We start from the raw sequence: 21684 nt of genomic DNA on the forward strand, positions 1-21684 counted from the left end.
TTCACCTCTTTTCACAATTTTAATTATTTAATCGAGACTTTTCAGTGATTTAAACATAATTAATACATATGCTATCATCAAACCAAATAAAATCCCGATAATATCAACGATTAGTGGATATTTAAGCCAAAAACAGCAAGCAACGATTGTCACAAGATATCTGACCCAGTTTCCTGTTGATAATTGTAATGATTCAGCATTTTTAGCTCGATTGAGGTAAACTTCCCATGAAAACAAGTTAACAGCTGATGCTATTGTTCCAATAATAAGTCCTAAAACGAACTCATGTTTCAAGAAGAAATACACTACAACTAGAATAATAATAAAGAAAATAAAATACTGTAAATAAGACTTAAAAAAGCCCTTTATATCAAACATTCAGCTGAAACTCCTTAGATAAGTGGCATATCTTTGAAAACCGTTTCATCACACAATTTTCATGATAATATAGTGGACTTATAGTGTCAATGCTATGACAAAAATAGAAAACAAATTTTTGTCATTTTTTTGTCACAGAATTGACACAAACCACCACTTTAATTATTTTGTTCTAAATGGTTCCGGTGCTTCTTTCAGAATATCAAAATAATATTTAATATTTTCACATATTCTCTTAGAAGCGAGACCATCCCCATAAGGGTTTTGAGCGATACTCATTTTTTCATATAATGATTGATCATTTAGTAACGCTTTAGTTTCGTTATAGATGTTCTCTTCTTCTACACCTACAAGTTTCAATGTTCCAGCTTCAACGCCTTCAGGTCTCTCAGTCGTATCTCTTAAGACAAGTACTGGTTTACCTAATGAAGGTGCTTCCTCTTGAACACCACCTGAATCTGTTAAGATCAAGTGAGAATTAGCTGCAAAGTTATGGAAATCTATGACTTCTAAAGGTTCGATCAATTCTATACGGTCATGATCACTCAATATTTGGTTAGCAATTTCTCTAACCTTAGGATTTTTGTGCATTGGATATACGACAACAACATCTTCATGCTCCTCAACAATTTGTCTCACAGCTTTAAAAATGTTCTCCATCGGTTTACCAATGTTTTCACGTCTATGCGCAGTTAATAGCACGATGCGTTTACCTTCGTGACGTTTAATAATTTCACTTTCATAATCGTCAGTTACAGTAGTTGATAACGCATCTATAGCTGTATTACCTGTCACAACAATAGATTCGTCTTTTTTATTTTCCTGAAGTAAATTATGTTTAGACTGATCAGTTGGTGAGAAGTGTAAATCAGCAAGGACCCCCGTCATTTGTCGATTCATTTCTTCTGGGAATGGAGAATATTTATTCCAAGTTCTTAACCCTGCTTCTACATGGCCAATTGCAACTTCATTGTAGAATGCTGCTAAACTGCCTGCAAAAGTAGTAGTTGTATCTCCATGTACCAATATCATATCTGGCTTAGCTTCTTGAATAACACTTTCAAGTCCACCTAATACTCTTGATGTTACTTCTGAAAGTGTTTGCCCTTGTTTCATAATATTTAAATCATAATCCGGTGTAATATCAAATGTTTCTAGAACTGAGTCTAGCATTTCTCTATGTTGTGCTGTTACAACAACAATTGGTTGTAACTCCGGATCATTTTTTAATTCTAAAACTAAAGGTGCCATTTTAATAGCTTCAGGTCGCGTACCAAATATCGTCATAATTTTCTTCATTGTAATAAAATCCTCCTATTATCTATTTAGTGCCAAATAATCGATCACCTGCATCACCTAAACCAGGTGTAATGTATGCATGGTCATCTAATTTTTCGTCTAATGCAGCAATATAAATATCTACGTCTTCATGTGCTTCTTGTAATGCTTTAACCCCTTCAGGTGCAGCAATTAAGCCCATAAAACGTATTTTATTTGCTCCACGATTCTTTAATGATTGAATCGCTTCGATTGCTGATGCACCTGTAGCAAGCATAGGATCTACTACAATAATTTCTCTTTCTTCAATATCTTGTGGTAATTTCACAAAATATTCTACCGCTTCTAAAGTTTCTGGATCACGATATAACCCTACATGCCCTACTCTAGCAGCTGGAACGAGTTTCATAATACCATCTGTCATTCCAAGGCCAGCACGTAAAATAGGAATAAGTGCTAATTTCTTACCAGATAATCTTTGAGCGTTCATTTTAGTCACAGGTGTTTCGATTTCAACATCTTGTGTTTCAAAATCTCTCGTAACTTCATACGCCATAAGCATACCGACTTCATCGACAAGCTCTCTAAACTCTTTAGTGCCAGTTTTACGATCACGAATATAACTCAACTTATGCTGAATTAATGGATGATCAAAAACGTGTACTTTACCCATAAGTCTAGCCTCCAATAAATATTTATTTGTTGTAAAGTGGAAACTTAGAAGTTAGTGACAATACGCGTTCATGTGCTTCTTTTAATGTTTGTTCATCTTCTGGATTTTTAAGCACAAGTGCTATAATTCTACCTACTTCTTCAACTGCTTCCTCATCAAATCCGCGAGATGTTACTGCTGGTGTACCTAAACGAATACCACTTGTTACGAAAGGTTTTTCTTGATCAAATGGAATTGTGTTCTTGTTACATGTAATACCAACTTCATCTAAAGCATTCTCAGCTAATTTACCAGTAATGCCAAGAGAACCTTTAACATCTACACAGATAAGATGATTATCAGTACCGCCTGATACAATTCTTAAACCTTCGTCTTCTAGAGTTGCTGCTAATTTCTGAGCATTCTTAATTACTTGTTTTTGATATTCCTTAAATTCTGGTTGTAATGCTTCACCAAATGAAACTGCCTTACCAGCGATAACATGCATTAATGGACCACCTTGAATACCAGGGAAAATTGTTTTATCAATTTCTTTAGCATATTCTTCTTTACAGAAAATCATACCGCCTCTTGGTCCTCTTAATGTTTTGTGTGTTGTCGTTGTTACAAAGTCAGCATAATCAACAGGGTTCTGATGTAAACCTGCTGCTACTAAACCAGCGATATGAGCCATATCAACCATTAATTTAGCGCCAACTTCATCTGCTATTTCTTTGAATTTCTTAAAATCAATTTGTCTTGGATAAGCTGAAGCACCTGCTACGATTAATTTAGGTTGCGCTTCTTTTGCAACTCTCAAGATTTCTTCATAGTCAATTTGTTCATTTTCTTCAGAAACACCATACTCTACAAAGTTATATAACTTACCACTGAAGTTAACTTTTGCTCCATGAGTTAAATGTCCACCATGACTTAAGTTCATTCCAAGTACAGTATCACCCGGTTCTAAAGCTACAAAATAAACAGCCATATTTGCTTGTGATCCTGAATGAGGTTGTACATTTACGTGTTCTCCACCGAAAAGTTGTTTAGCTCTATCGCGTGCTAAATCTTCAACGATATCAACGTATTCACAGCCACCATAATAACGACGACCTGGGTAACCTTCTGCATATTTGTTAGTTAATACAGAACCTTGTGCTTCCATTACTGTTTCAGAAACAAAGTTCTCTGATGCTATAAGTTCGATATTATTATTTTGTCTATCAAACTCTTTTTCCATTGCTTTGAAAAGTTCTTCGTCTTGCTTTTTAATTAATGACATGTACAATCCCTCACTTTTAAGAATTTAATACTTTGCTCTTTCGCCGCCTATTAATTTAGGACGACTCTTAGCTATTGTAACAATAGCTTCTCCAATGCGCTTAGTTTCAATTGATACAGGTACTGCGACGTGCTTTAAATGCATACCAATTAGTGTTTGACCAATATCAATACCTTTATCGCATTGAATGTGTTCAACAACTATTGGGTCTTTCATGTGTTGGTATGCATAAGTTGACAAACTACCTCCAGCATTGGCTTGTGGTACAACAGAAACTTCAGTCATTGTATAAGAATCAAATATTTCTCGCTCGATTGTTATTGCACGATTAATATGTTCGCAACCTTGAAACGCAAAGTGAACACCTGTCTCTTTATGTATAAAATCAAGACTTTCATAAATAACCTTAGCGACATCAATCGAACCATCTGAACCTATCTTTGAACCTTTAACTTCTGATGTAGAACACCCAATGATGCATAGTTCTTGATTGTTAAAGAAATCAATAGACTTAAGTTCATTCAACAATTGTTTTAAATCTTCTTTCATGAACAACCGCCTTCAATCTTGTCTATACGTCTTTGGTGCCTACCGCCTTCGAATTCACTTGTCAACCAAGTCTTGACGATGAGAAGTGCTAAACCTTCACCTATAACACGTTGGCCCATTGCTAATACATTAGAATCGTTATGTTGTCTCGTCACTTCAGCAGTAAAAACATCATGCACAAGTGCACAACGAATCCCCTTTACTTTATTCGAAGCGATAGACATACCAATTCCAGTTCCACAAATCAAAATTCCTTTATCAAACGTTCCATCAGCAACACTTTCAGATACTGGTCTTGCATAATCTGGATAATCTACCGACTCACCTTTATGTGTACCAAAATCTTTATATTCAATGTTCATTTCATCAAGTAATTGTTTGATTGCTTCTTTGTATTCATAGCCACCATGGTCTGCTGCAATAGCTACTTTCATCTTCCCACCTCCCAATTTGTTTATACTATAATATTATAACTTATTTTCTATGTGTGTTATAGCAATTCTGCAAATTATTTGAATTCTTAATTACTTTGTAATAAATCTTCAATCAGTGCTCTCAATTCTTCGTAAGTATTTTGATAAATGATTTGTGACTGACCAAAGGGATCTGAGACATCTCCCTTTTCGCCTCTTACGTATTGCTTTATTGAATGAATGTTGTGATGTTTATATTGTGATTCTAGAATCATTTTATGAGTTTCAGTCATGGTTAAGATAATATCAGCATCTAAATCTTGCTCTGAAAATTGTTTGGCAGTATCAGGTATGGGCAAATCATTTTTAAAGATGATATCCATTGATTGCGGAGATATTGGTGTTCCATCAAAAGCTGAAATGCCTCTAGATTGAATATTATATTCAGGTTTAATATCTTTGGCTATCGCTTCAGCCAATGGACTTCTACAAGTGTTGCCTGTACATACAAAAACTATTTTCACAATTCATCTTCTCCTTTAATATTATGACCACTTGCTTTATCAATTCTATTCATTAGTGCGATCGTATCGTCATTTCTTTCGTAGCCACTTATATAAATTTCATCAATATTTGTAAGTTGATCTGCTATTCGCAAAGCATCATACAAATCGTGATGCGCACCTTTAATATCTGAAACATCTCTACCAAGCGGTATAAAAGTCATTTGTTCTGAGATTAATGGCTCAATACTTTTAGGACCTATTACTGCTATCTTTTTAGAAATATCATCAGACAAACCCATTTGTTTTGTAATACCACCTTCTATTAATGTTACAGGTTGCGAAGGTGCATAATGTTTATATTTCATACCTGGCGCAATTGGTTTTTCCAGATCTAACTTTTCGTTAATAATACTGTTTGGTAGCACTTTATTAATCATCTCTATTGTTATTGAACCAGGTCGTGCAATTTTAAATGGATAACTAGTACAATCTATTACAGTACTTTCTATACCTTCATCAATATCTTCTGCTTGAATGATGCCATATATTCTTCCATCCAAATCATGTTTAACATGTTCAAATTTAGTTGGTGAAGGTCGTCCACTTATGTTGGCACTTGGTGCCGCAATAGGTAAATTTGTTAATTGTAGAACTGCTCTACCGACATGATGACTTGGCATGCGAACAGCAACAGATTGTAAACCACCCGTAACACGATCACTTAAAAATCCTGACTTGTAAGGAACAATAAAAGAAATGGGTCCTGGCCAAAAAGCATCCATTAAAATTTCAGTTTCTTTAGATATATTTTGGGTGAAGTCATTTAATTGAGATTTATCATGTATATGTACAATAAGTGGATTATCAGATGGTCTACCTTTTGCTACATATATTTCTTTAACTGCTTCTTCATCTTTTGCACTAGCACCTAATCCATATACCGTTTCAGTTGGTAAAGCAATCAATTTATTTTGATGATATCCTGCAATAATCTCATCGATTTGTGGATAACTTTGTAAGTTATGAACATACTTACGCACATCCCAAACATTTGTTTTCAATGCATTTCTTCCCTTCTTTAAAGCATTTATTGTATTAAAACAAAAGTTATCCACACAACGTGGATAACTCCCGTTAAATGTGCATAACTTCTATTGATTATTCCAATTAAATTGTATCATACGATTGTTTTGATTTATATCTTGAATGATTTTTACATCTTCAACATTCAAATGGGTTTGAATAAAGTCTTTTAATATCTCACCTTGCAAATGACCAATTTCAAAAATGACGAGTCCATTATCTGACATAACGTGTTCTATATTTAGTATAATATCTTTATATATCGCTAAGCCATCATCTTCAGCAAATAAAGCCAAATGTGGTTCATAATTTAAGACAGTATCAGGCATTTCTTTTTGTTCTTCATATGAAATGTACGGTGGATTTGAAACGAGCACATCCACTTTAATATTTTCTTTAATCAGCGGTTCTAAAGATTTACCCTTTAGAAATTCTATCGGTGCTTCAAGTGTTGATGCATTTGTTTTGGCAATTGATAGTGCTTCTTCACTAATATCAGTCGCGATAACAGATAAATCAGGTAGCTCTTTTTTCAGCGTGATCGCAATAGCACCTGTACCTGTTCCTATGTCACATACGACTACTTGCTTGTTCTGAATCATTTGTAATGTTTGATAGACAAGTTCTTCTGTTTCTGGTCTAGGTATTAATACATGTTGGTTCACTTTGAACTTTCTACCATAAAATTCTGCGAAACCTGCAATATATTGTACGGGCTCACCTTCATACATACGTTCTCTACTATTTAAATAAGCATCCAAAATATTAGAAGGTACATCTTGATTTAAATTCATGGCAACTTGCGTTCTAGACATACCCGAAATATCCTCTAATAACCAATCAGCACGAGAGGTTTCAAACCCTCGTGCTGATAATCCATCATAAGTTTCATTTAGTAACTGTTGAAAATTATAATTGGCCATTATTCAATTCTTCCAATTTTTCCGTTTGTTCATGCAACGTTAATGCATCGATAATTTCGTCAACTTTACCTTCCATAATTTGATCTAACTTCTGTAAAGTTAATCCTATACGATGGTCAGTTACTCTGTTTTGAGGATAGTTATACGTTCTAATTCTTTCTGAACGATCTCCTGTACCAACAGCTGACTTTCTTTTTTCAGCATATTTAGCATTCTCTTCTTGAACCATCATATCGTAAACTCTGGCTTTCAATACTTTAAATGCTTTTTCACGGTTCTTAATTTGAGATTTTTCAGATGATGTCGCAACAATACCAGTTGGTAAATGTGTAATACGTACAGCTGAGTCTGTCGTATTGACGTGCTGACCACCAGAACCACTAGAACGGTATGTTTCGATTTTTAAATCTTCAGATCTAATATCAATTTCAACATCTTCAGCTTCTGGTAATACTGCAACTGTTGCTGTAGAAGTATGAATACGTCCACCTGATTCAGTTTCTGGTACACGTTGTACACGGTGTGCGCCATTTTCATATTTAAGTTTACTGAATGCACCGTTTCCTTGAATAGAAAAGCTGACTTCTTTATAGCCACCATGGTCACTAATATTCTCTTCAACAACGTCAATTTTGTAGCCATGTGCTTCAGCAAATCTTGAATACATTCTGAATAAGTCGCCTGCGAAAATAGCCGCTTCATCTCCACCTGCTGCGCCACGAATTTCCATAATAACGTTCTTATCATCGTTAGGGTCTTTAGGAATAAGTAGGAATTTTAATTCAGATTCTAATTCAGGTACACGTTTAGTAAGACTATTAATTTCTTCTTTCAACATATCTTGTTCTTCTTTATCTGTTGTTTCGTTTAACATTAATTTAGCATCTTCAATGTCACCTTTAACAGATTTATAAGTTCTATATACATCAACTGTCTTTTGTAAGTCAGATTGTTCTTTTGAATATTTTCTTAGCTTGTCTGTATCCGAAACGACATCCGGATCACTAAGTAATTCATTTAATTGTTCATATCTATTTTCAACAATTTCTAATTGATCAAACATTTATATCACTCCTTATTTCAGTTCTAATTATATGATGATCTCTACATCTTGGTTCATAACTTTCGTCAGCACCTACTAAAATAATCGGATCATCAATATGGGCAGGTTCACCATTAATAAGTCTTTGTGTTCGACTTGATGGAGATCCACATACTGCACATACCGCTTGTAATTTCGTAACAATTTCCGCAACTGCCATCATTTCAGGCATTGGTTCGAATGGCACACCTTTAAAGTCCATATCTAATCCAGCTACAACAACTCGATAGCCTTCTTCTGCTAACTTTTGTGCTACGCTTACGATTTCATTATCAAAAAATTGGACTTCATCTATTCCAATAATATCGATGCCTTGTAAATCATATTTTAATATTTGACTAGAATGTTCTATGCTGATTGCATCAAGTTGATTTCCATTATGAGATACTACAGCTTCTTCACTATATCGATTATCAATAGATGGCTTAAATACTTTTACATTTTGTTTCGCATATAAACCTCTTCTCAGACGTCTTATAAGCTCTTCTGACTTACCACTAAACATACTTCCGCAAATACATTCTATCCATCCGGAATGGTAATTTTCGTACATACTACTTATCCACCTTTTTCAACATAATCGCTTAATTATATCATATTATTTTTACTTATTTATTAATTTTTACAAAAAAAAAGCACCCTTTATAAAAGGATGCTTGATTCGCTTCATAATTAGTTGTTTGATTTGAAACCAAATTTTTTGTTGAAGCGTTCCACACGACCATCCGCAGATGCGAATTTTTGACGTCCTGTATAGAATGGATGTGAATCTGAAGAGATATCTAAACGGATAACTGGGTATTCGTTTCCATCTTCCCATTCCATAGTTTCATTTGAAGTACGTGTTGAACCACTTAAGAATTTGAAGTCTGTAGTTGTATCTAAAAAGATAACTTTATTATACTCTGGATGAATTCCTTGTTTCATTTTTTTCAGCTCCTTTGCCCTGAACCATCTGGAACAGAGTTTATTTGTGACTTATTCACTCAATACTTACATATTATATATGTTGAAGAATTAAAATGCAACCTTAAATTTATATAATCGGTTTACCAGTCTTGGCACTATCGACCATAGATTTTCTTAAAACTTCAAAGAATTCTTCGTTAGAATTCGTGCGTTTTAACTTTCTAATAAATCTTTCAGAGAAATCATTTGAATCAGTAAATAAATTACGTAACTGCCAAATCATTTCAAGTTCTTCTTTATCTAATAGCAATTCTTCTTTACGTGTTGAACTTCTTCTAATATCAATTGCAGGGAACACTCTCTTCTCAGACAATTTACGATCTAAATGAAGTTCCATATTACCTGTACCTTTAAATTCTTCATAAATCATATCGTCCATACGAGAACCTGTTTCAACTAATGCAGTCGCTAAAATTGTTAAACTGCCACCCGCTTCAATATTTCTAGCAGCTCCGAAGAAATGTTTAGGTCTATGAAGGGACGCTGGATCTAAACCACCTGATAATGTTCTACCACTTGGTGGCACGACTAAGTTATATGCTCTTGCTAATCTTGTTAATGAATCCATTAATATAATTACGTCTTCACCGATTTCAACAAGACGTTTAGCTCTTTCAAGTAATAATTCAGCCACTTTAACATGATGTTCTGGCGGCTCATCGAATGTTGAGTTAACAACTTCAGCTTGTTCAACAGAACGTTCAATATCCGTTACTTCTTCTGGACGTTCCCCAATTAATAATACAAATAATTTCGCTTTTGGTTGGTTAATTGCGATAGCATTAGCAATTTCTTTAAGTAATGATGTCTTACCAGCTTTAGGTGGCGCTACAATCATTCCACGTTGTCCTAAACCTATTGGCGTAATTAAATCCATAATTCTAGTTGAATAATTTTTACTTGTAGTTTCTAATTGGATACGTTGTTGTGGGTATAGAGGGGTTAACGCTTGAAAGTGTGGTCTTTTTTTAACTTCTTCTGCATTTTGATCATTTACAAAGTCAACTTGTAACAATCCGTAATACTTTTCGTTTTCTTTAGGTTTTCTAACTTTACCAGTTACTTTGTCACCTTTTTTAATCTCAAAGCGTCTAATTTGGCTAGCAGATATGTAAATATCTTTTTCACCTTTAGAATAGTTAACGGTACGTAAAAAGCCATAACCATCAGGTTGAATATCATCTAAGATACCTTCCATATAATAGTTGCCGTCTTTTTCCATTTGAGCTTCCATAATTGCTAAGACAAGTTCTTTTTTATTTAATTTACTATAATTTGTTATTCTCAGTTCTTTTGCCTTTGATGTTAATTCTTTAGTTGTATAGTTCTTGTATAATTCGTGAAACGATTCATACTGAGGACTTGTTCTAACTCTTTCAGCCATTTTTATGACACCCATTTCTTAAAAATCTCATTCATTTTTATCAGATTTATAATCTGCCTTTAAACTATAGCATTTTTTTATGAAGATGACAAAATAAGTTATATATAAATTATGTTAAAATATTTCACTTTTTTAAACAATAATAACCATCATACAAAAAGACTGAAACACCTAAATGTTCCAGTCTCAAAAATATATTATATTTTGTAATTTTACTATTCTTTAAAATAACCTGGAATTGCTTTAATTTCTAAGAATTCTTCAATTCCATAGTCGCCCCATTCTCTACCAATACCTGATTGTTTATAACCACCGAATGGTAAATTAGGTTTTCTACCTGCATCATTAATTTCCACAGTACCTGCTTCTAATGCTTTAGCAACTTCTCTTACACGTTCTAAATCTTTACCATATACATATGCTGCTAAACCATAAATTGTATCATTAGCAATTTCAATTGCTTCATCTAAGTCTTTATAAGTAATAATTGTACCTACTGGACCGAATATTTCTTCTTGAGCAATTGTCATATCATTTGTTACATCAGTAAATAATGTTGGTTTAACGAAGTAACCTTTTTCAAGGCCGTCTGGTTTACCAACACCACCATGTAATAATGTTGCACCTTCATCGATACCTTTTTGAATATAGCTTTGAACTGTATCAAATTGTTTTTTAGATACAACTGGACCAGCATCTTGGCCAGCTTCTCTAGGATTACCAACTTTAACATTTTCAATTGCTTTTTTAGCTGCTGCGATAAATTCATCTTTAATACTTTCTGGTACTAATGTACGTGTACCTGCAGTACAAACTTGACCAGTATTTTGTACGAATTTAGCAACTGCACCTTTAGCTGCTTCTTCGATATCTACATCATCTAAAACTACTAATGGTGATTTACCACCTAGTTCTAATGATACTTTTTTGAAGTCTTTAGCAGAGTTTTCCATAATTTTTCTACCAGTTGGGCCAGAACCCGTAAATGACATCATACGTACATCAGGATGTGAACTTAATGGATCACCAACACTTTGGCCATCACCATTGACTAAGTTGAACACACCTTTAGGCACGCCAGCTTTTTCAAATATTTCAGCTAAAATAATTGCTGCAAATGGTGTTTCTTCAGATGGTTTTAAGACTACAGGTGAACCTGCAGCAAATGCACCAGCTAATTTTAATGATGTTTGGTTAGTTGGGAAGTTCCATGGTGTTACTAATCCAGAAACACCGATAGCTTCTTTAATAACTAAATCATCACCACGACGTTCTTCAAATTGAATTGAATCGATTGCTTTACTTGCTTCTCTAAAATGATTTAAGCCCATTTGATAATGAACAGATTCTGATTTTTCAATTGGTGAGCCTAGCTCATCCGTCATAACATCTATTAAATCTTCTTTTCTATTTTCGTATTCATCTGCAATTCTTTCTAGTAAAGCTTTTCTTTCTTCTAAAGAAGTATTTCTAAATTTCACGTACACTTTTTTAGCGGCAGCTACAGCGTCACCAACATCTTGTTTGTTACCTGCAGCAATTTTACCCATTACTTCTTCTGTAGCAGGGTTTATAACATCTAATGTTTTTCCACTATGACTTTCAACCCATTCGCCATTTATATATTGCTTGATATCTTGTCTCATGAATTATCTACTCCTTTATATTTGTTACATTAGTTATTATAGTATGGATGATAGTCATAATTAAAATAATCTGTTTGGGAATTGATTAATTTAAATTTCAAACAAATAAAACACCCGCCAACGAAATGAGTTTCATCGCATTGACGGGTACTTTATAATATTCAATTCGTTTAGGAATGATTTTCTTGCAATTCCACATTTTTTTGTGCCCACTCTTCTAATGGTACAAGCGCTTGTGCTAATTCGTATCCTTTAGTTGTTAAATGATATTCAACTGATAGAGGCGTTGTTGTAACAACTTTCTTCTCAACTAATCCCCAATCACTTAATTCAGTTAATTTAAGAGATAATGCTCTAGGTGTAATACGTCTTAAGTCTCTTTTCATATCAGAAAAATGAGCCGAACGTTCATCACAACGTGACAAATAATTAAGTATTAAACCATTCCAACTGCGTCCTATTACTTTAAAAGTTTCTTCCAAATAAGGACATACTTCCATGTTACTCACCTCTTTAACTTCTATATTGCCATTATACTACACTTTATATACAAAGTATATATTTTATACTTGTTATACGGTTTCAGTCCAAATATCAGCACCGAGTGCTTTTAATTTTTCAACAATACCGCTATATCCTCTATGAATATGCTTCACATTATAAACAGTTGTAACACCTTCAGAGATTAAACCAGCAATTAATAAAGATGCACCTGCTCTTAAATCACTTGCTGCTACACTTGCGCCTGTCAATTTAGATGGGTAATAAATAGCTGTGCCGTTTTCTAAATTCACATTAGCACCCATTCTAATCAATTCATCAACATGTTTAAATCTTGCAGGATAAATTGTTTCTGTTATTTTACTTTGACCATTTGCTTTTAATAATAAAGGTGTGAACGGTTGTTGTAAATCTGTCGCAAATCCAGGATAAACAGCAGTTTGTATATCAACTGGTTTATATTCATCTTTACCTTGAATTAAGACCGAATCTTCACCTAAATCGATTTCAGTACCCATCTCTCTTAATTTAGCGATTAATGGTTCTAAATGTAAAGGAATGATATTTTCGATGTACACTTCTTCACCCATGGCTGCTGCTGCACACATGTATGTACCTGCTTCTATTCTATCAGGAATAATTGTATGTTTCGTACCATGCAAGGATTCTACACCTTCAATTTTCAATGTATCTGTACCTGCACCTCTAATTTTAGCGCCCATATTATTTAATAATGTCGCAACATCAACAATTTCCGGTTCTTTCGCTGCGTTTTCAATTACTGTTTTACCTTTTGCTAAAGAAGCTGCTAACATAATATTGATCGTTGCACCAACGCTAACAACATCCATAAATATTTTAGCACCAACTAATTCTTCTGCTATTAAATACATCGCACCTTGTTCATTTGTTACTTTTGCACCTAGTGCTTCAAAACCTTTAATATGTTGGTCAATTGGTCTAGGGCCTAAAGGACAACCACCAGGTAAACCAATTACACATTTTTTAAAACGTCCAAGCATAGCACCCATCATATAATAAGATGCTCTTAAAGATTGTACTTTATTGTTAGGTAAAGGGAGATTCACTGCATCGCTTGAATCAACGACAAGCTGATCACCATTTAATTCTGTTTTTATATTTAAATCACCAAGTAGGCTCATTAAAGTTTTGACATCTGAAATATCTGGTAGTCCATCTAATGTCACAACATCATTCGCCATTAAACTTGCTGGAATAAGTGCAACTGCACTATTTTTAGCACCACTTATTTGCACTTTACCATTTAATTTTTTGCCACCATTTATTTTTATAACTTCTTGAGACATATGTTTACTCCTTTACTTCATCGTCTTAGAGAATGCATACTCTCTCAACATGAATAGATAATTATTTCCATTATATACTATTCAATAAGATAAACGCAAAAACATAAAAAGTAAATAGAAATGACATAATTTACTACGAAAGAAGTATCAAATTTTAAATTTTTGAAATTAAAATAAATTGAGTAAACGTATTGAATAAATATTCAATTTTTCTTTAAAAACAGAAAAAACTACTACAAGCACGATGCTTGTAGTAGTTTGAATTTAATTAAAATTAAGCTTGGTTAGAAGTACCAAATTCTTGGATTTTACCTTTAACTGTTGCTTTAATTGCTTCACGAGCAGGTCCTAAGTATTTACGTGGATCGTAAACTTCGCTGTCGTTATTTAACACTTCACGAACTGCTTTAGCAGATGCGATTTGGTTTTCAGTGTTAACGTTGATTTTAGCTGTACCGAAAGTGATAGCTTTTTTGATATCGTGAGTTGGGATACCAGTACCACCGTGTAATACTAATGGTAAACCAGTTGAAGCACCGATTTCTTCCATTTCTTTGAAACCTAAGTTTGGTTCACCTTTGTAAGGTCCGTGTACTGAACCTAATGCAGGAGCTAAAGTATCAATACCAGTTCTTTCAACTAATTCTTGACATTCTTTAGGATCAGCATAGATAACGCCTTCTGCAACTACGTCATCTTCTTGTCCACCAACAGTTCCTAATTCAGCTTCAACAGAAACACCGTTAGCATGAGCATATTCAACTACTTTAGAAGTAATTTCGATGTTTTCTTCGAATGGGTGGTGAGATGCATCGATCATTACTGAAGTGAATCCAGCATCGATAGCTTCTTTACATTTTTCGAAACTTGAACCGTGGTCAAGGTGAATAGCAACTGGAATCGTAATGTTGTAATCTTCAATTAAACCTTCAACGATTTTAACGACAGTTTTGAAACCACCGATATAACGTCCAGCTCCTTCAGATACACCAAGGATAACAGGAGCATTTTCTTCTTGTGAAGCTTGAAGAATAGCTTGTGTAAATTCTAAGTTATTGATGTTGTATTGACCAACAGCATAACCATTTTCTTTTGCTTTAATTAACATTTCTTTCATTGAAACTAAAGGCATTGAGTTTCCTCCTAATGTGCAAGGCACGAATTATTTACAAAATTATTATATCAAACTTTGTGAACATATGCACCTTTTGAAAGCCCTATCCTAAATGTTTTCTTACAATTTTCATAACTTCTTCAATTGTAAACGGCTTCATTAGCACGCCTGTAATATTTCCTTTTTTTAAAACTTCTAACTCGGTAGATGATTGAAATGCTGAAATGATATAAACCGGAATATTTTTATCAGATTTTCTAATTTCGGCAAATACTTCTTCACCAGAAATTCCAGGCATTCTTTTATCTATAAAAATCAGTTTATAAGTATTTTTATGAAATAATTCAATGCCATCCGCTCCATTTTTAGCAGTATCTACATTAAAATGATTTAATTCCATAATTTCTTTTAATAATTGTCTAATATTCTTTTCATCATCTATAATAAGTACATCCATTGAAGATACCCCACTTTTTCTATAAAATAAATTTAATGACGTTAATAAGGAGAATACAAATTGCTTAAAATATTTAATACACAATTAAACGGCATATTTAGTAAAATAGATGCCCAAATTGAAGAAATTGAAATTGCGTCCCAACTGCTTATGCAAGCAGCAAACGGTGAAGGCAAAATACGCATTAAAACTTTCGACGAAATCAATCATTTTCAAGCATTTATGACTGACAGTAACGAAAGCTTACCACATTCAGAAACACTCAATACTTTAGATGAAATCAAAAAGATCGACTCTACTGACCGTGTATTATTAGCCGGAGCTTCCTTTACTGAAGAACTCAACGAATGGATTACAAAATTAAACGAATACGATATAGATTTTGTCGTAATAGCTAATAAAGATAAAGACAATAAAACACATGAAGCACTTATGCATTATATTGACTTATCAACACCAAGAGCAATCGTTCCAACCGCTGATTACAGTAAAATTATTACCCCACATCTTATGGCTTTAAATTATATATATTATATCATGTTTGCTGAAATGCATGAGATTACACAAGATTTAAATGAAGAAATCTAGTAATAGTAGATAATGGGGTTGAGTTTTATGAGTTGGTGGATAATGGATGTTTTAGTTACAATTCATATGAGTTTTGTAATTACCGCACCCGTTACGAACAAGTTTACCCAAAAGTGTTCACAACGCAGCATACTATAATCTTCAATTATATAATCCCACAAAAAAGCGCCCTCTATCTTAAATACTTGAAAAAGTATTAGGATAAAGGGCGCTATATATATTATTTATTTTGAATACTTGCTTCTACAAATCCTCTGAATAATTTTTGTGGACGTGTTGGTCTAGATAAGAATTCTGGATGGAATTGACATGCTACAAACCATGGGTGATTTTCTAATTCTACGATTTCTACTAATCTACCATCTGGGCTTGTTCCTGAGAATTTCATACCTTTTTCTTCTAATCTTTCGCGATATTCATTATTAAATTCATAACGGTGACGATGTCTTTCGTCTACTTCTAACTCACCATAGACTTTATGTGCAATTGTACCTTCTTCAATTTTACATGGGTAAACGCCTAATCTTAATGTTCCGCCTAAATCTTCGATGTCTTTTTGTTCTGGTAATAAATCGATAATTGGGTATGGTGTGTTTGGATCTAATTCAGCTGAATGTGCATCGTTTAATCCAACTACGTTTCTAGCAAATTCTACTGTTGCTAATTGCATACCTAAACAAATACCTAAGTATGGTACGTTATTTTCACGTGCATATTGAATTGCTAATATCTTACCTTCTACACCTCTATCTCCAAATCCGCCTGGTACTAAAATACCATCTACATCTGCAAGTTCTTTTTGATAGTTTGTTTCGTTTAATTTTTCAGAGTCAATCCATTTAATTTCAACGTCTGATTTAAAATCATAACCAGCATGTTTTAATGCTTCTGCAACTGATAAGTATGCATCTTGTAAGCTAACATATTTACCTACTAAACCAATTTTCACTGATCCTTCTAAATTACGAACAGTGTCTAATAATTGGTTCCACTCTGTTAATTCCGCTTCTGGTGCAGCTTCTAAGTCTAATCTCTCAATGACGATATCATCCATATGTTGTTCTTTTAATGCTAATGGAATTTGATATAACGTATCAGCATCTCTACATTCAATGACTGCACGTTTGTTAATGTCACAGAATAATGCAATTTTATCTCTTAAATCTTGAGTCATTTCATACTCAGTACGTACCACAATTAAATCTGGTTGAATACCTAAACCTCTTAACTCTTTTACACTATGTTGTGTTGGTTTTGTCTTCATTTCACCAGCAGCTTTAATATATGGAAGTAACGTACAATGGATGTACATAACATTTTCACGACCAAGATCACTCTTGATTTGTCTAATTGCTTCTATAAATGGTAAAGATTCAATATCACCTGTTGTACCACCAATTTCAGTAATCACAACATCAGCATTTGTACTTTCGCCAGCCATTAATAATCTTGATTTAATTTCATTTGTAATATGCGGGATAACTTGGACTGTACCACCTAAGAAATCGCCACGTCTTTCTTTTTTAAGTACGTGAGAATAAACTTTACCTGCTGTTACATTTGAATATTTATTAAGATTAATATCAATAAATCTTTCATAATGTCCTAAATCTAAGTCTGTTTCTGCTCCATCTTCAGTTACAAAAACTTCACCATGTTGATATGGACTCATTGTACCTGGATCAACATTTAAGTATGGGTCAAACTTTTGAATCGTTACATTTAATCCTCTATTTTTAAGTAATCTCCCTAGTGATGCTGCTGTAATACCTTTACCAAGAGACGATACTACGCCACCTGTTACGAATATGAACTTTGTCATGTTTGTACCTCCATTTATTTTTTAAAAAATAAAAAACGCTCCCACTTACATTGTTAAAAATGTAAGGAGGGAGCGCTATATTTATACGATTGTCCTATTTAAAGGAGCCCAAATAAAATATTACCATCTTTTAAAGAAAAGTCAATTAAAATTCGTCTTCTTCGTCTTCCTCATCTTCGTCTTCTTCATCTACAACAAGACCAGCTTCATCTAATTCATCTTCTACTTCTTCATCTTCAGGGTCTTCAGGATCATTTAAACCTTCTTCATCATCTTGATCAATTGTAATATCAAGTTCTTTAGTTTTGTCTTCTTCCCCTAATAATGAAATTTCTGAATCAGCTTCATCGTCTTCATCTAGAACATTGAATTTTTGAATTGTTGGTGCAATTTTTTCTTCGATATCGTCAACTGAATACCAGTCACGAAGTCCCCAAATATTCTCACCCACACTTAAGAAGCGTCCATCAGTATTTAAGTCCGTATAAAATTGTAAAATACGATTCTCAATTTCTGAATCAGTATAATTACCTAAGCTTTTGAATTCGTCTATCATATCATATAAGTTTGTTTCTTTACCGTTCTCTGTTAATAAAATATAAGCCATTTCGATAAATGAATGCTCATCTACCATTTCTTTTGTGAAATCTTTTAATTTCATGCTTTACTCTTCCTTTCAACAATCGAACTATTGTCGCACATTAATATTTATAATCATAACAGTTTACGATTATAATTGACAAGATGATTTTTAGCAAATGTTAGTTAATACTTAATATATTTCATGAGTTTAATATAGTCCTCTGATTTTTGTATTTCTACAAATCGTGCTTTCTCACATAACGGTTTCAATTTATTGTTTGAACCGAATAAAGTGATGTGTATTTCTTTCTTATCTTCAAACCTTCTTCTAACAAAAGTACTTAACTGTCTTAAAGCACTCTCTGCGATACCTTCTTTTCTTTCGTCTTCTTCAACTTCTATACTACGAATATCAAAATAGTGATCTTTATCTTCTAATACGATGATACCTACTTTTTGATTATCTTTCATTAAATGTATATCGACAAATTCATTATCTAAATCATCTTCATTTAATACAAGTTTCAATGAAGATACATATTTTGAATCTAAATCTAAATAATATAATCGTTCTTTACCTAATGGTCCTTCTTCTTTTGTAGCTGTATGCATAAAGCCAGCTCTTTCATATAAATTCCATGCTGCCTCATTTTCAGCATCTACTACTAAATATAAATGATCAAAATCAGGGAACACATGTTGAACATACTCAGGTAAATTCATCATTATAGTCGTGCCATACCCATTTCCTTGATACTTTTCATTGATTGATAATGAACGTATATAAACAACATTATGCGGTGTATCATAACCTTCGTGTTGATAATACTTATGCAATACAAAGAAACCAACTATGTCGTCTTGTTCATTTACAACGACATTAGGTCTTCTATCAGGATCTTCGATAGCACCATCCAACACTTCTTTAGGTAATGAAGAATAAATTTGTTGTCGTTCATTTAATTCAAAATCATATAGTGCCGTTCTCATATGTTCTTCAAATGGTTTAATGACGATTTCACCGAATGATTTAGCTTTCATGATTGATATCCCTCCGTTTGTTTATATATATCATAACGAATTTTACATTCAATGCGCAATTAAGAACCTTAGGAAACGTAATTATAATCCACATGTTAGTTTGATTTTGATGAGGATAATAGAAATAAGACTGCATAATTTAAAGGGGGATATTAATGAAACAGTCAAAAGAAAATACAGACAGGCATAATAATAAGACAACATTAGTATTTTGGGTATCAATGTCTATTATATTATTAGTGACTTTAATTGCTGGAATTTTTCCAAATGGTTTTGGTAAATACGCTAATATATTATATACATTTATATCTAACAGTACAGGATGGTTATTCTTAATCATCGTATTCGTTTTAGATATTTTTTTAATTGGGTTAGCCATAACAAGGTTTGGTCGATTTAAACTCGGTAGAGACGACGAAGAACCAGAATTCTCATTTATATCATGGGTCGGCATGTTATTCTCTGCTGGTCTCGGTGTCGGGATTGTATTCTGGGGTGTAGCTGAACCAATGACACATTACTTAAAATCACCACTTCCAAATGAAGTAGATGGCTCTACATTAGAATCAGCTCGATTTGCAATGGGTTATACATTTTTCCATTGGGGCATTTCACAATGGTCTATCTTTGCAATGGCAGGGCTTATAGTAGCTTACTTCCAGTTTAGAAAAAGAAGAGACGGTTTAATATCTACAGCAATGGAACCTGTATTTGGTGAAACTTATAAAAAACCATTCAGAAATATTATCGATATCCTAGCGATAGTCGCAACAGTAATGACTTATATAGATGATGACACAGATTTCTCTAAGTCATTAGAAGAACGTGAAGAAGAAGTAAAATAATTAAAAAAGTCACCATTCATTGTTTAAATTAATGAATGGTAACTTTTTGATTGTCGTAACTTCATAATTTAAAACGTATGAATCGAAAAATATACCCAATAGACGATTATCCATACGATCAACCATAGTAATATTTTTATATATCGATTAACGTTTTTAAACACAATATGACTGAGTACATATGCTAGATAGCTCGTTAATATAAATCTCAAGAGTCTTGCAATGAAACTTACGATTATAAATATAATAAATGATATACCTTCATGATAGCTCATCATTGCATAAAGTTTATATGGAATACCAAATAAAGGTGCTTCTATTAATCCGAGTACACCTTTATATTCTAATGAATGTATCACATGTTTTATCATATATGGATGAATACCAGGAATGTTAATCATGATCATTTCAACAAAGTTCAAATGTTGAATTGAAATAATGTAAACGATAATTCCACCTAGAACTGCACCTATAATAGCAATCAGATTTGCACATAATAATTTAAATTTACTTTTTTGCATGATTGCATAATAAGTTAAAGCAACATCAGGGATAATAAAGAAAACAATTGCTTCAAGAAAAGCCCATATAAATATGATTACCATTCTTTAAAATCACCTTCATTTCTGAGTTCATTCATTCGTTCATTAAGCTCATCCATAAATGCTTTTCTATTCTCATTAAATAAAAATGGACGCCCTACAAAAATATCAACAAAGAATGGTACAAATAGTTTTGAGCCTTTTGGTAATGATTTTCCTAAACCATGTAGAAACAAAGGTTGTATAGGAATGTTTGGTCGTTCTCTCATTAAATAATAAATGCCCGATTTATACTTTGATAACTTTTCAGGTTCTCCCCTACTTCCCTCTGGATACAAGATAATAATACTGCCTTCATCTAAAGCATCAACAATTGGTTCAAATAATCCTTTAATATCTCTCGTCATTTTTCGCTCTATTGGTATGATTCTCATAATATTCATGGAAAACCATTTTAATATTTTGTTTTTTAGAAAATAATCACCTGCTGCTACAGGTCGTGCTTTCTTAAACCCTTCTCCTTGAAACAATGAAAGTAGTACAAGTGTATCTAAATGTGAATTATGATTGGCAATAATCACAATAGGACCTTTTTTAGGTAACCATTCTCGTCTACGTATATTTAATCCTAAAACAATTAAAATAATTGGCTTAATGATACATGTAAATATAATGAGTCTTAACATATCGGTTCAC

24 protein-coding genes and 1 pseudogene are annotated in these 21684 nt (G+C 33.1%); 2 read left to right on the forward strand and 23 right to left on the reverse strand.

What is annotated here, in order from left to right:
• Positions 1-27: 27 nt before the first annotated feature.
• The 18 genes from ACJTHF_RS08325 to ACJTHF_RS08410 form a co-directional block, all read right to left on the reverse strand.
• A complete protein-coding gene (locus ACJTHF_RS08325) occupies positions 28-378 on the reverse strand; it encodes an ATP synthase subunit I (RefSeq protein WP_025904478.1) in 351 nt (116 codons plus the stop codon).
• 162 nt (positions 379-540) lie between these two features.
• Positions 541-1677: a non-hydrolyzing UDP-N-acetylglucosamine 2-epimerase gene (gene wecB / locus ACJTHF_RS08330; protein WP_037589782.1), complete on the reverse strand. Its 1137-nt coding sequence runs from the start codon at positions 1675-1677 to the stop codon at positions 541-543.
• A 22-nt stretch (positions 1678-1699) separates the two neighbouring features.
• Positions 1700-2329 (reverse strand): uracil phosphoribosyltransferase, encoded by a 630-nt coding sequence (upp, locus tag ACJTHF_RS08335; RefSeq protein WP_025904476.1) that lies wholly within the window; start codon positions 2327-2329, stop codon positions 1700-1702.
• A gap of 22 nt (positions 2330-2351) precedes the next feature.
• Complete coding sequence (gene glyA, locus ACJTHF_RS08340) at positions 2352-3593, reverse strand: serine hydroxymethyltransferase (RefSeq protein ID WP_025904475.1); 1242 nt, start codon at positions 3591-3593, stop codon at positions 2352-2354.
• 24 nt (positions 3594-3617) lie between these two features.
• Positions 3618-4142 (reverse strand): TIGR01440 family protein, encoded by a 525-nt coding sequence (locus ACJTHF_RS08345; protein ID WP_232157219.1) that lies wholly within the window; start codon positions 4140-4142, stop codon positions 3618-3620.
• On the reverse strand, positions 4139-4576 hold the full coding sequence (gene rpiB / locus ACJTHF_RS08350; protein ID WP_025904473.1) for a ribose 5-phosphate isomerase B: 438 nt from the start codon (positions 4574-4576) through the stop codon (positions 4139-4141). Before rpiB ends, ACJTHF_RS08345 begins: the two co-directional genes overlap by 4 nt.
• Before the next feature lie 86 nt (positions 4577-4662).
• Positions 4663-5079: a low molecular weight protein arginine phosphatase gene (locus tag ACJTHF_RS08355; protein WP_048540922.1), complete on the reverse strand. Its 417-nt coding sequence runs from the start codon at positions 5077-5079 to the stop codon at positions 4663-4665.
• Complete coding sequence (locus tag ACJTHF_RS08360) at positions 5076-6122, reverse strand: L-threonylcarbamoyladenylate synthase (protein ID WP_058591097.1); 1047 nt, start codon at positions 6120-6122, stop codon at positions 5076-5078. Before ACJTHF_RS08360 ends, ACJTHF_RS08355 begins: the two co-directional genes overlap by 4 nt.
• Positions 6123-6212: 90 nt before the next feature.
• Positions 6213-7067 (reverse strand): peptide chain release factor N(5)-glutamine methyltransferase, encoded by an 855-nt coding sequence (gene prmC / locus ACJTHF_RS08365; RefSeq protein ID WP_119649167.1) that lies wholly within the window; start codon positions 7065-7067, stop codon positions 6213-6215.
• A complete protein-coding gene (prfA, locus tag ACJTHF_RS08370) occupies positions 7054-8130 on the reverse strand; it encodes a peptide chain release factor 1 (protein WP_048540928.1) in 1077 nt (358 codons plus the stop codon). Before prfA ends, prmC begins: the two co-directional genes overlap by 14 nt.
• The gene (locus ACJTHF_RS08375; protein WP_025904468.1) at positions 8123-8722 is read right to left on the reverse strand and encodes a thymidine kinase; all 600 of its coding nucleotides are present in this window, start codon (positions 8720-8722) and stop codon (positions 8123-8125) included. Before ACJTHF_RS08375 ends, prfA begins: the two co-directional genes overlap by 8 nt.
• A 119-nt stretch (positions 8723-8841) precedes the next feature.
• Positions 8842-9096 (reverse strand): type B 50S ribosomal protein L31, encoded by a 255-nt coding sequence (locus ACJTHF_RS08380; RefSeq protein WP_025904467.1) that lies wholly within the window; start codon positions 9094-9096, stop codon positions 8842-8844.
• A gap of 109 nt (positions 9097-9205) precedes the next feature.
• Positions 9206-10522 carry a transcription termination factor Rho gene (rho, locus tag ACJTHF_RS08385; RefSeq protein WP_048540930.1) on the reverse strand — a complete coding sequence of 439 codons (1317 nt, stop codon included), beginning with the start codon at positions 10520-10522 and terminating at the stop codon, positions 9206-9208.
• Between the two features lie 215 nt (positions 10523-10737).
• Positions 10738-12168, reverse strand: a complete 1431-nt coding sequence (locus ACJTHF_RS08390; RefSeq protein ID WP_058591099.1) for an aldehyde dehydrogenase family protein — start codon at positions 12166-12168, stop codon at positions 10738-10740.
• 170 nt (positions 12169-12338) lie between these two features.
• Positions 12339-12668, reverse strand: a complete 330-nt coding sequence (locus tag ACJTHF_RS08395) for a winged helix-turn-helix transcriptional regulator (protein WP_025904464.1) — start codon at positions 12666-12668, stop codon at positions 12339-12341.
• 72 nt (positions 12669-12740) lie between these two features.
• Positions 12741-13997, reverse strand: a complete 1257-nt coding sequence (locus ACJTHF_RS08400) for a UDP-N-acetylglucosamine 1-carboxyvinyltransferase (protein WP_232157221.1) — start codon at positions 13995-13997, stop codon at positions 12741-12743.
• Between the two features lie 274 nt (positions 13998-14271).
• Positions 14272-15129 (reverse strand): class IIb fructose-bisphosphate aldolase FdaB, encoded by an 858-nt coding sequence (fdaB, locus tag ACJTHF_RS08405; protein ID WP_025904462.1) that lies wholly within the window; start codon positions 15127-15129, stop codon positions 14272-14274.
• A gap of 85 nt (positions 15130-15214) precedes the next feature.
• Positions 15215-15568, reverse strand: a complete 354-nt coding sequence (locus tag ACJTHF_RS08410; RefSeq protein ID WP_078354904.1) for a response regulator — start codon at positions 15566-15568, stop codon at positions 15215-15217.
• 60 nt (positions 15569-15628) lie between these two features.
• On the opposite strand from ACJTHF_RS08410, the gene ACJTHF_RS08415 reads away from it, so the two are divergent.
• On the forward strand, positions 15629-16156 hold the full coding sequence (locus tag ACJTHF_RS08415; protein ID WP_058591101.1) for a DUF2529 family protein: 528 nt from the start codon (positions 15629-15631) through the stop codon (positions 16154-16156).
• Between the two features lie 220 nt (positions 16157-16376).
• On the opposite strand, the gene ACJTHF_RS08420 is transcribed toward ACJTHF_RS08415, so the two are convergent.
• From ACJTHF_RS08420 to ACJTHF_RS08430, 3 genes are all read right to left on the reverse strand, one after another.
• Complete coding sequence (locus tag ACJTHF_RS08420) at positions 16377-17978, reverse strand: CTP synthase (protein ID WP_025904459.1); 1602 nt, start codon at positions 17976-17978, stop codon at positions 16377-16379.
• 145 nt (positions 17979-18123) lie between these two features.
• A complete protein-coding gene (rpoE, locus tag ACJTHF_RS08425) occupies positions 18124-18639 on the reverse strand; it encodes a DNA-directed RNA polymerase subunit delta (protein WP_048540943.1) in 516 nt (171 codons plus the stop codon).
• 104 nt (positions 18640-18743) lie between these two features.
• Positions 18744-19604, reverse strand: coding sequence for a GNAT family N-acetyltransferase (locus ACJTHF_RS08430; RefSeq protein ID WP_167388713.1), 861 nt, complete (start codon positions 19602-19604; stop codon positions 18744-18746).
• Between the two features lie 152 nt (positions 19605-19756).
• Between ACJTHF_RS08430 and ACJTHF_RS08435 the strand changes: the two are divergent.
• Positions 19757-20380 (forward strand): annotated as a pseudogene (locus tag ACJTHF_RS08435) (BCCT family transporter); the annotation flags it as partial.
• A 134-nt stretch (positions 20381-20514) separates the two neighbouring features.
• Here ACJTHF_RS08435 and ACJTHF_RS08440 read toward each other — a convergent pair.
• Complete coding sequence (locus ACJTHF_RS08440; protein ID WP_106417951.1) at positions 20515-21051, reverse strand: hypothetical protein; 537 nt, start codon at positions 21049-21051, stop codon at positions 20515-20517.
• Entirely contained in the window at positions 21045-21674 is a 630-nt protein-coding gene (locus tag ACJTHF_RS08445; protein ID WP_058591103.1) for a lysophospholipid acyltransferase family protein, read from the reverse strand. Before ACJTHF_RS08445 ends, ACJTHF_RS08440 begins: the two co-directional genes overlap by 7 nt.
• Positions 21675-21684 lie beyond the last annotated feature (10 nt).

The sequence above is a fragment of the Mammaliicoccus sp. RAM2 genome, assembly GCF_045897195.1.
Classification (GTDB): Bacteria; Bacillota; Bacilli; order Staphylococcales; family Staphylococcaceae; genus Mammaliicoccus; species Mammaliicoccus sciuri.

What these genes read in the sequence shown, in the direction of transcription:
- ACJTHF_RS08325 (WP_025904478.1), bottom strand. Translation starts at nt 378, where the DNA reads ATGTTTGATATAAAGGGCTTTTTTAAGTCTTATTTACAGTATTTTATT.
- wecB (WP_037589782.1), bottom strand. Translation starts at nt 1,677, where the DNA reads ATGAAGAAAATTATGACGATATTTGGTACGCGACCTGAAGCTATTAAA.
- upp (WP_025904476.1), bottom strand. Translation starts at nt 2,329, where the DNA reads ATGGGTAAAGTACACGTTTTTGATCATCCATTAATTCAGCATAAGTTG.
- glyA (WP_025904475.1), bottom strand. Translation starts at nt 3,593, where the DNA reads ATGTCATTAATTAAAAAGCAAGACGAAGAACTTTTCAAAGCAATGGAA.
- ACJTHF_RS08345 (WP_232157219.1), bottom strand. Translation starts at nt 4,142, where the DNA reads ATGAAAGAAGATTTAAAACAATTGTTGAATGAACTTAAGTCTATTGAT.
- rpiB (WP_025904473.1), bottom strand. Translation starts at nt 4,576, where the DNA reads ATGAAAGTAGCTATTGCAGCAGACCATGGTGGCTATGAATACAAAGAA.
- prmC (WP_119649167.1), bottom strand. Translation starts at nt 7,067, where the DNA reads ATGGCCAATTATAATTTTCAACAGTTACTAAATGAAACTTATGATGGA.
- prfA (WP_048540928.1), bottom strand. Translation starts at nt 8,130, where the DNA reads ATGTTTGATCAATTAGAAATTGTTGAAAATAGATATGAACAATTAAAT.
- ACJTHF_RS08375 (WP_025904468.1), bottom strand. Translation starts at nt 8,722, where the DNA reads ATGTACGAAAATTACCATTCCGGATGGATAGAATGTATTTGCGGAAGT.
- ACJTHF_RS08380 (WP_025904467.1), bottom strand. Translation starts at nt 9,096, where the DNA reads ATGAAACAAGGAATTCATCCAGAGTATAATAAAGTTATCTTTTTAGAT.
- rho (WP_048540930.1), bottom strand. Translation starts at nt 10,522, where the DNA reads ATGGCTGAAAGAGTTAGAACAAGTCCTCAGTATGAATCGTTTCACGAA.
- ACJTHF_RS08390 (WP_058591099.1), bottom strand. Translation starts at nt 12,168, where the DNA reads ATGAGACAAGATATCAAGCAATATATAAATGGCGAATGGGTTGAAAGT.
- ACJTHF_RS08395 (WP_025904464.1), bottom strand. Translation starts at nt 12,668, where the DNA reads ATGGAAGTATGTCCTTATTTGGAAGAAACTTTTAAAGTAATAGGACGC.
- ACJTHF_RS08400 (WP_232157221.1), bottom strand. Translation starts at nt 13,997, where the DNA reads ATGTCTCAAGAAGTTATAAAAATAAATGGTGGCAAAAAATTAAATGGT.
- fdaB (WP_025904462.1), bottom strand. Translation starts at nt 15,129, where the DNA reads ATGCCTTTAGTTTCAATGAAAGAAATGTTAATTAAAGCAAAAGAAAAT.
- ACJTHF_RS08410 (WP_078354904.1), bottom strand. Translation starts at nt 15,568, where the DNA reads ATGGATGTACTTATTATAGATGATGAAAAGAATATTAGACAATTATTA.
- ACJTHF_RS08420 (WP_025904459.1), bottom strand. Translation starts at nt 17,978, where the DNA reads ATGACAAAGTTCATATTCGTAACAGGTGGCGTAGTATCGTCTCTTGGT.
- rpoE (WP_048540943.1), bottom strand. Translation starts at nt 18,639, where the DNA reads ATGAAATTAAAAGATTTCACAAAAGAAATGGTAGATGAGCATTCATTT.
- ACJTHF_RS08440 (WP_106417951.1), bottom strand. Translation starts at nt 21,051, where the DNA reads ATGGTAATCATATTTATATGGGCTTTTCTTGAAGCAATTGTTTTCTTT.
- ACJTHF_RS08445 (WP_058591103.1), bottom strand. Translation starts at nt 21,674, where the DNA reads ATGTTAAGACTCATTATATTTACATGTATCATTAAGCCAATTATTTTA.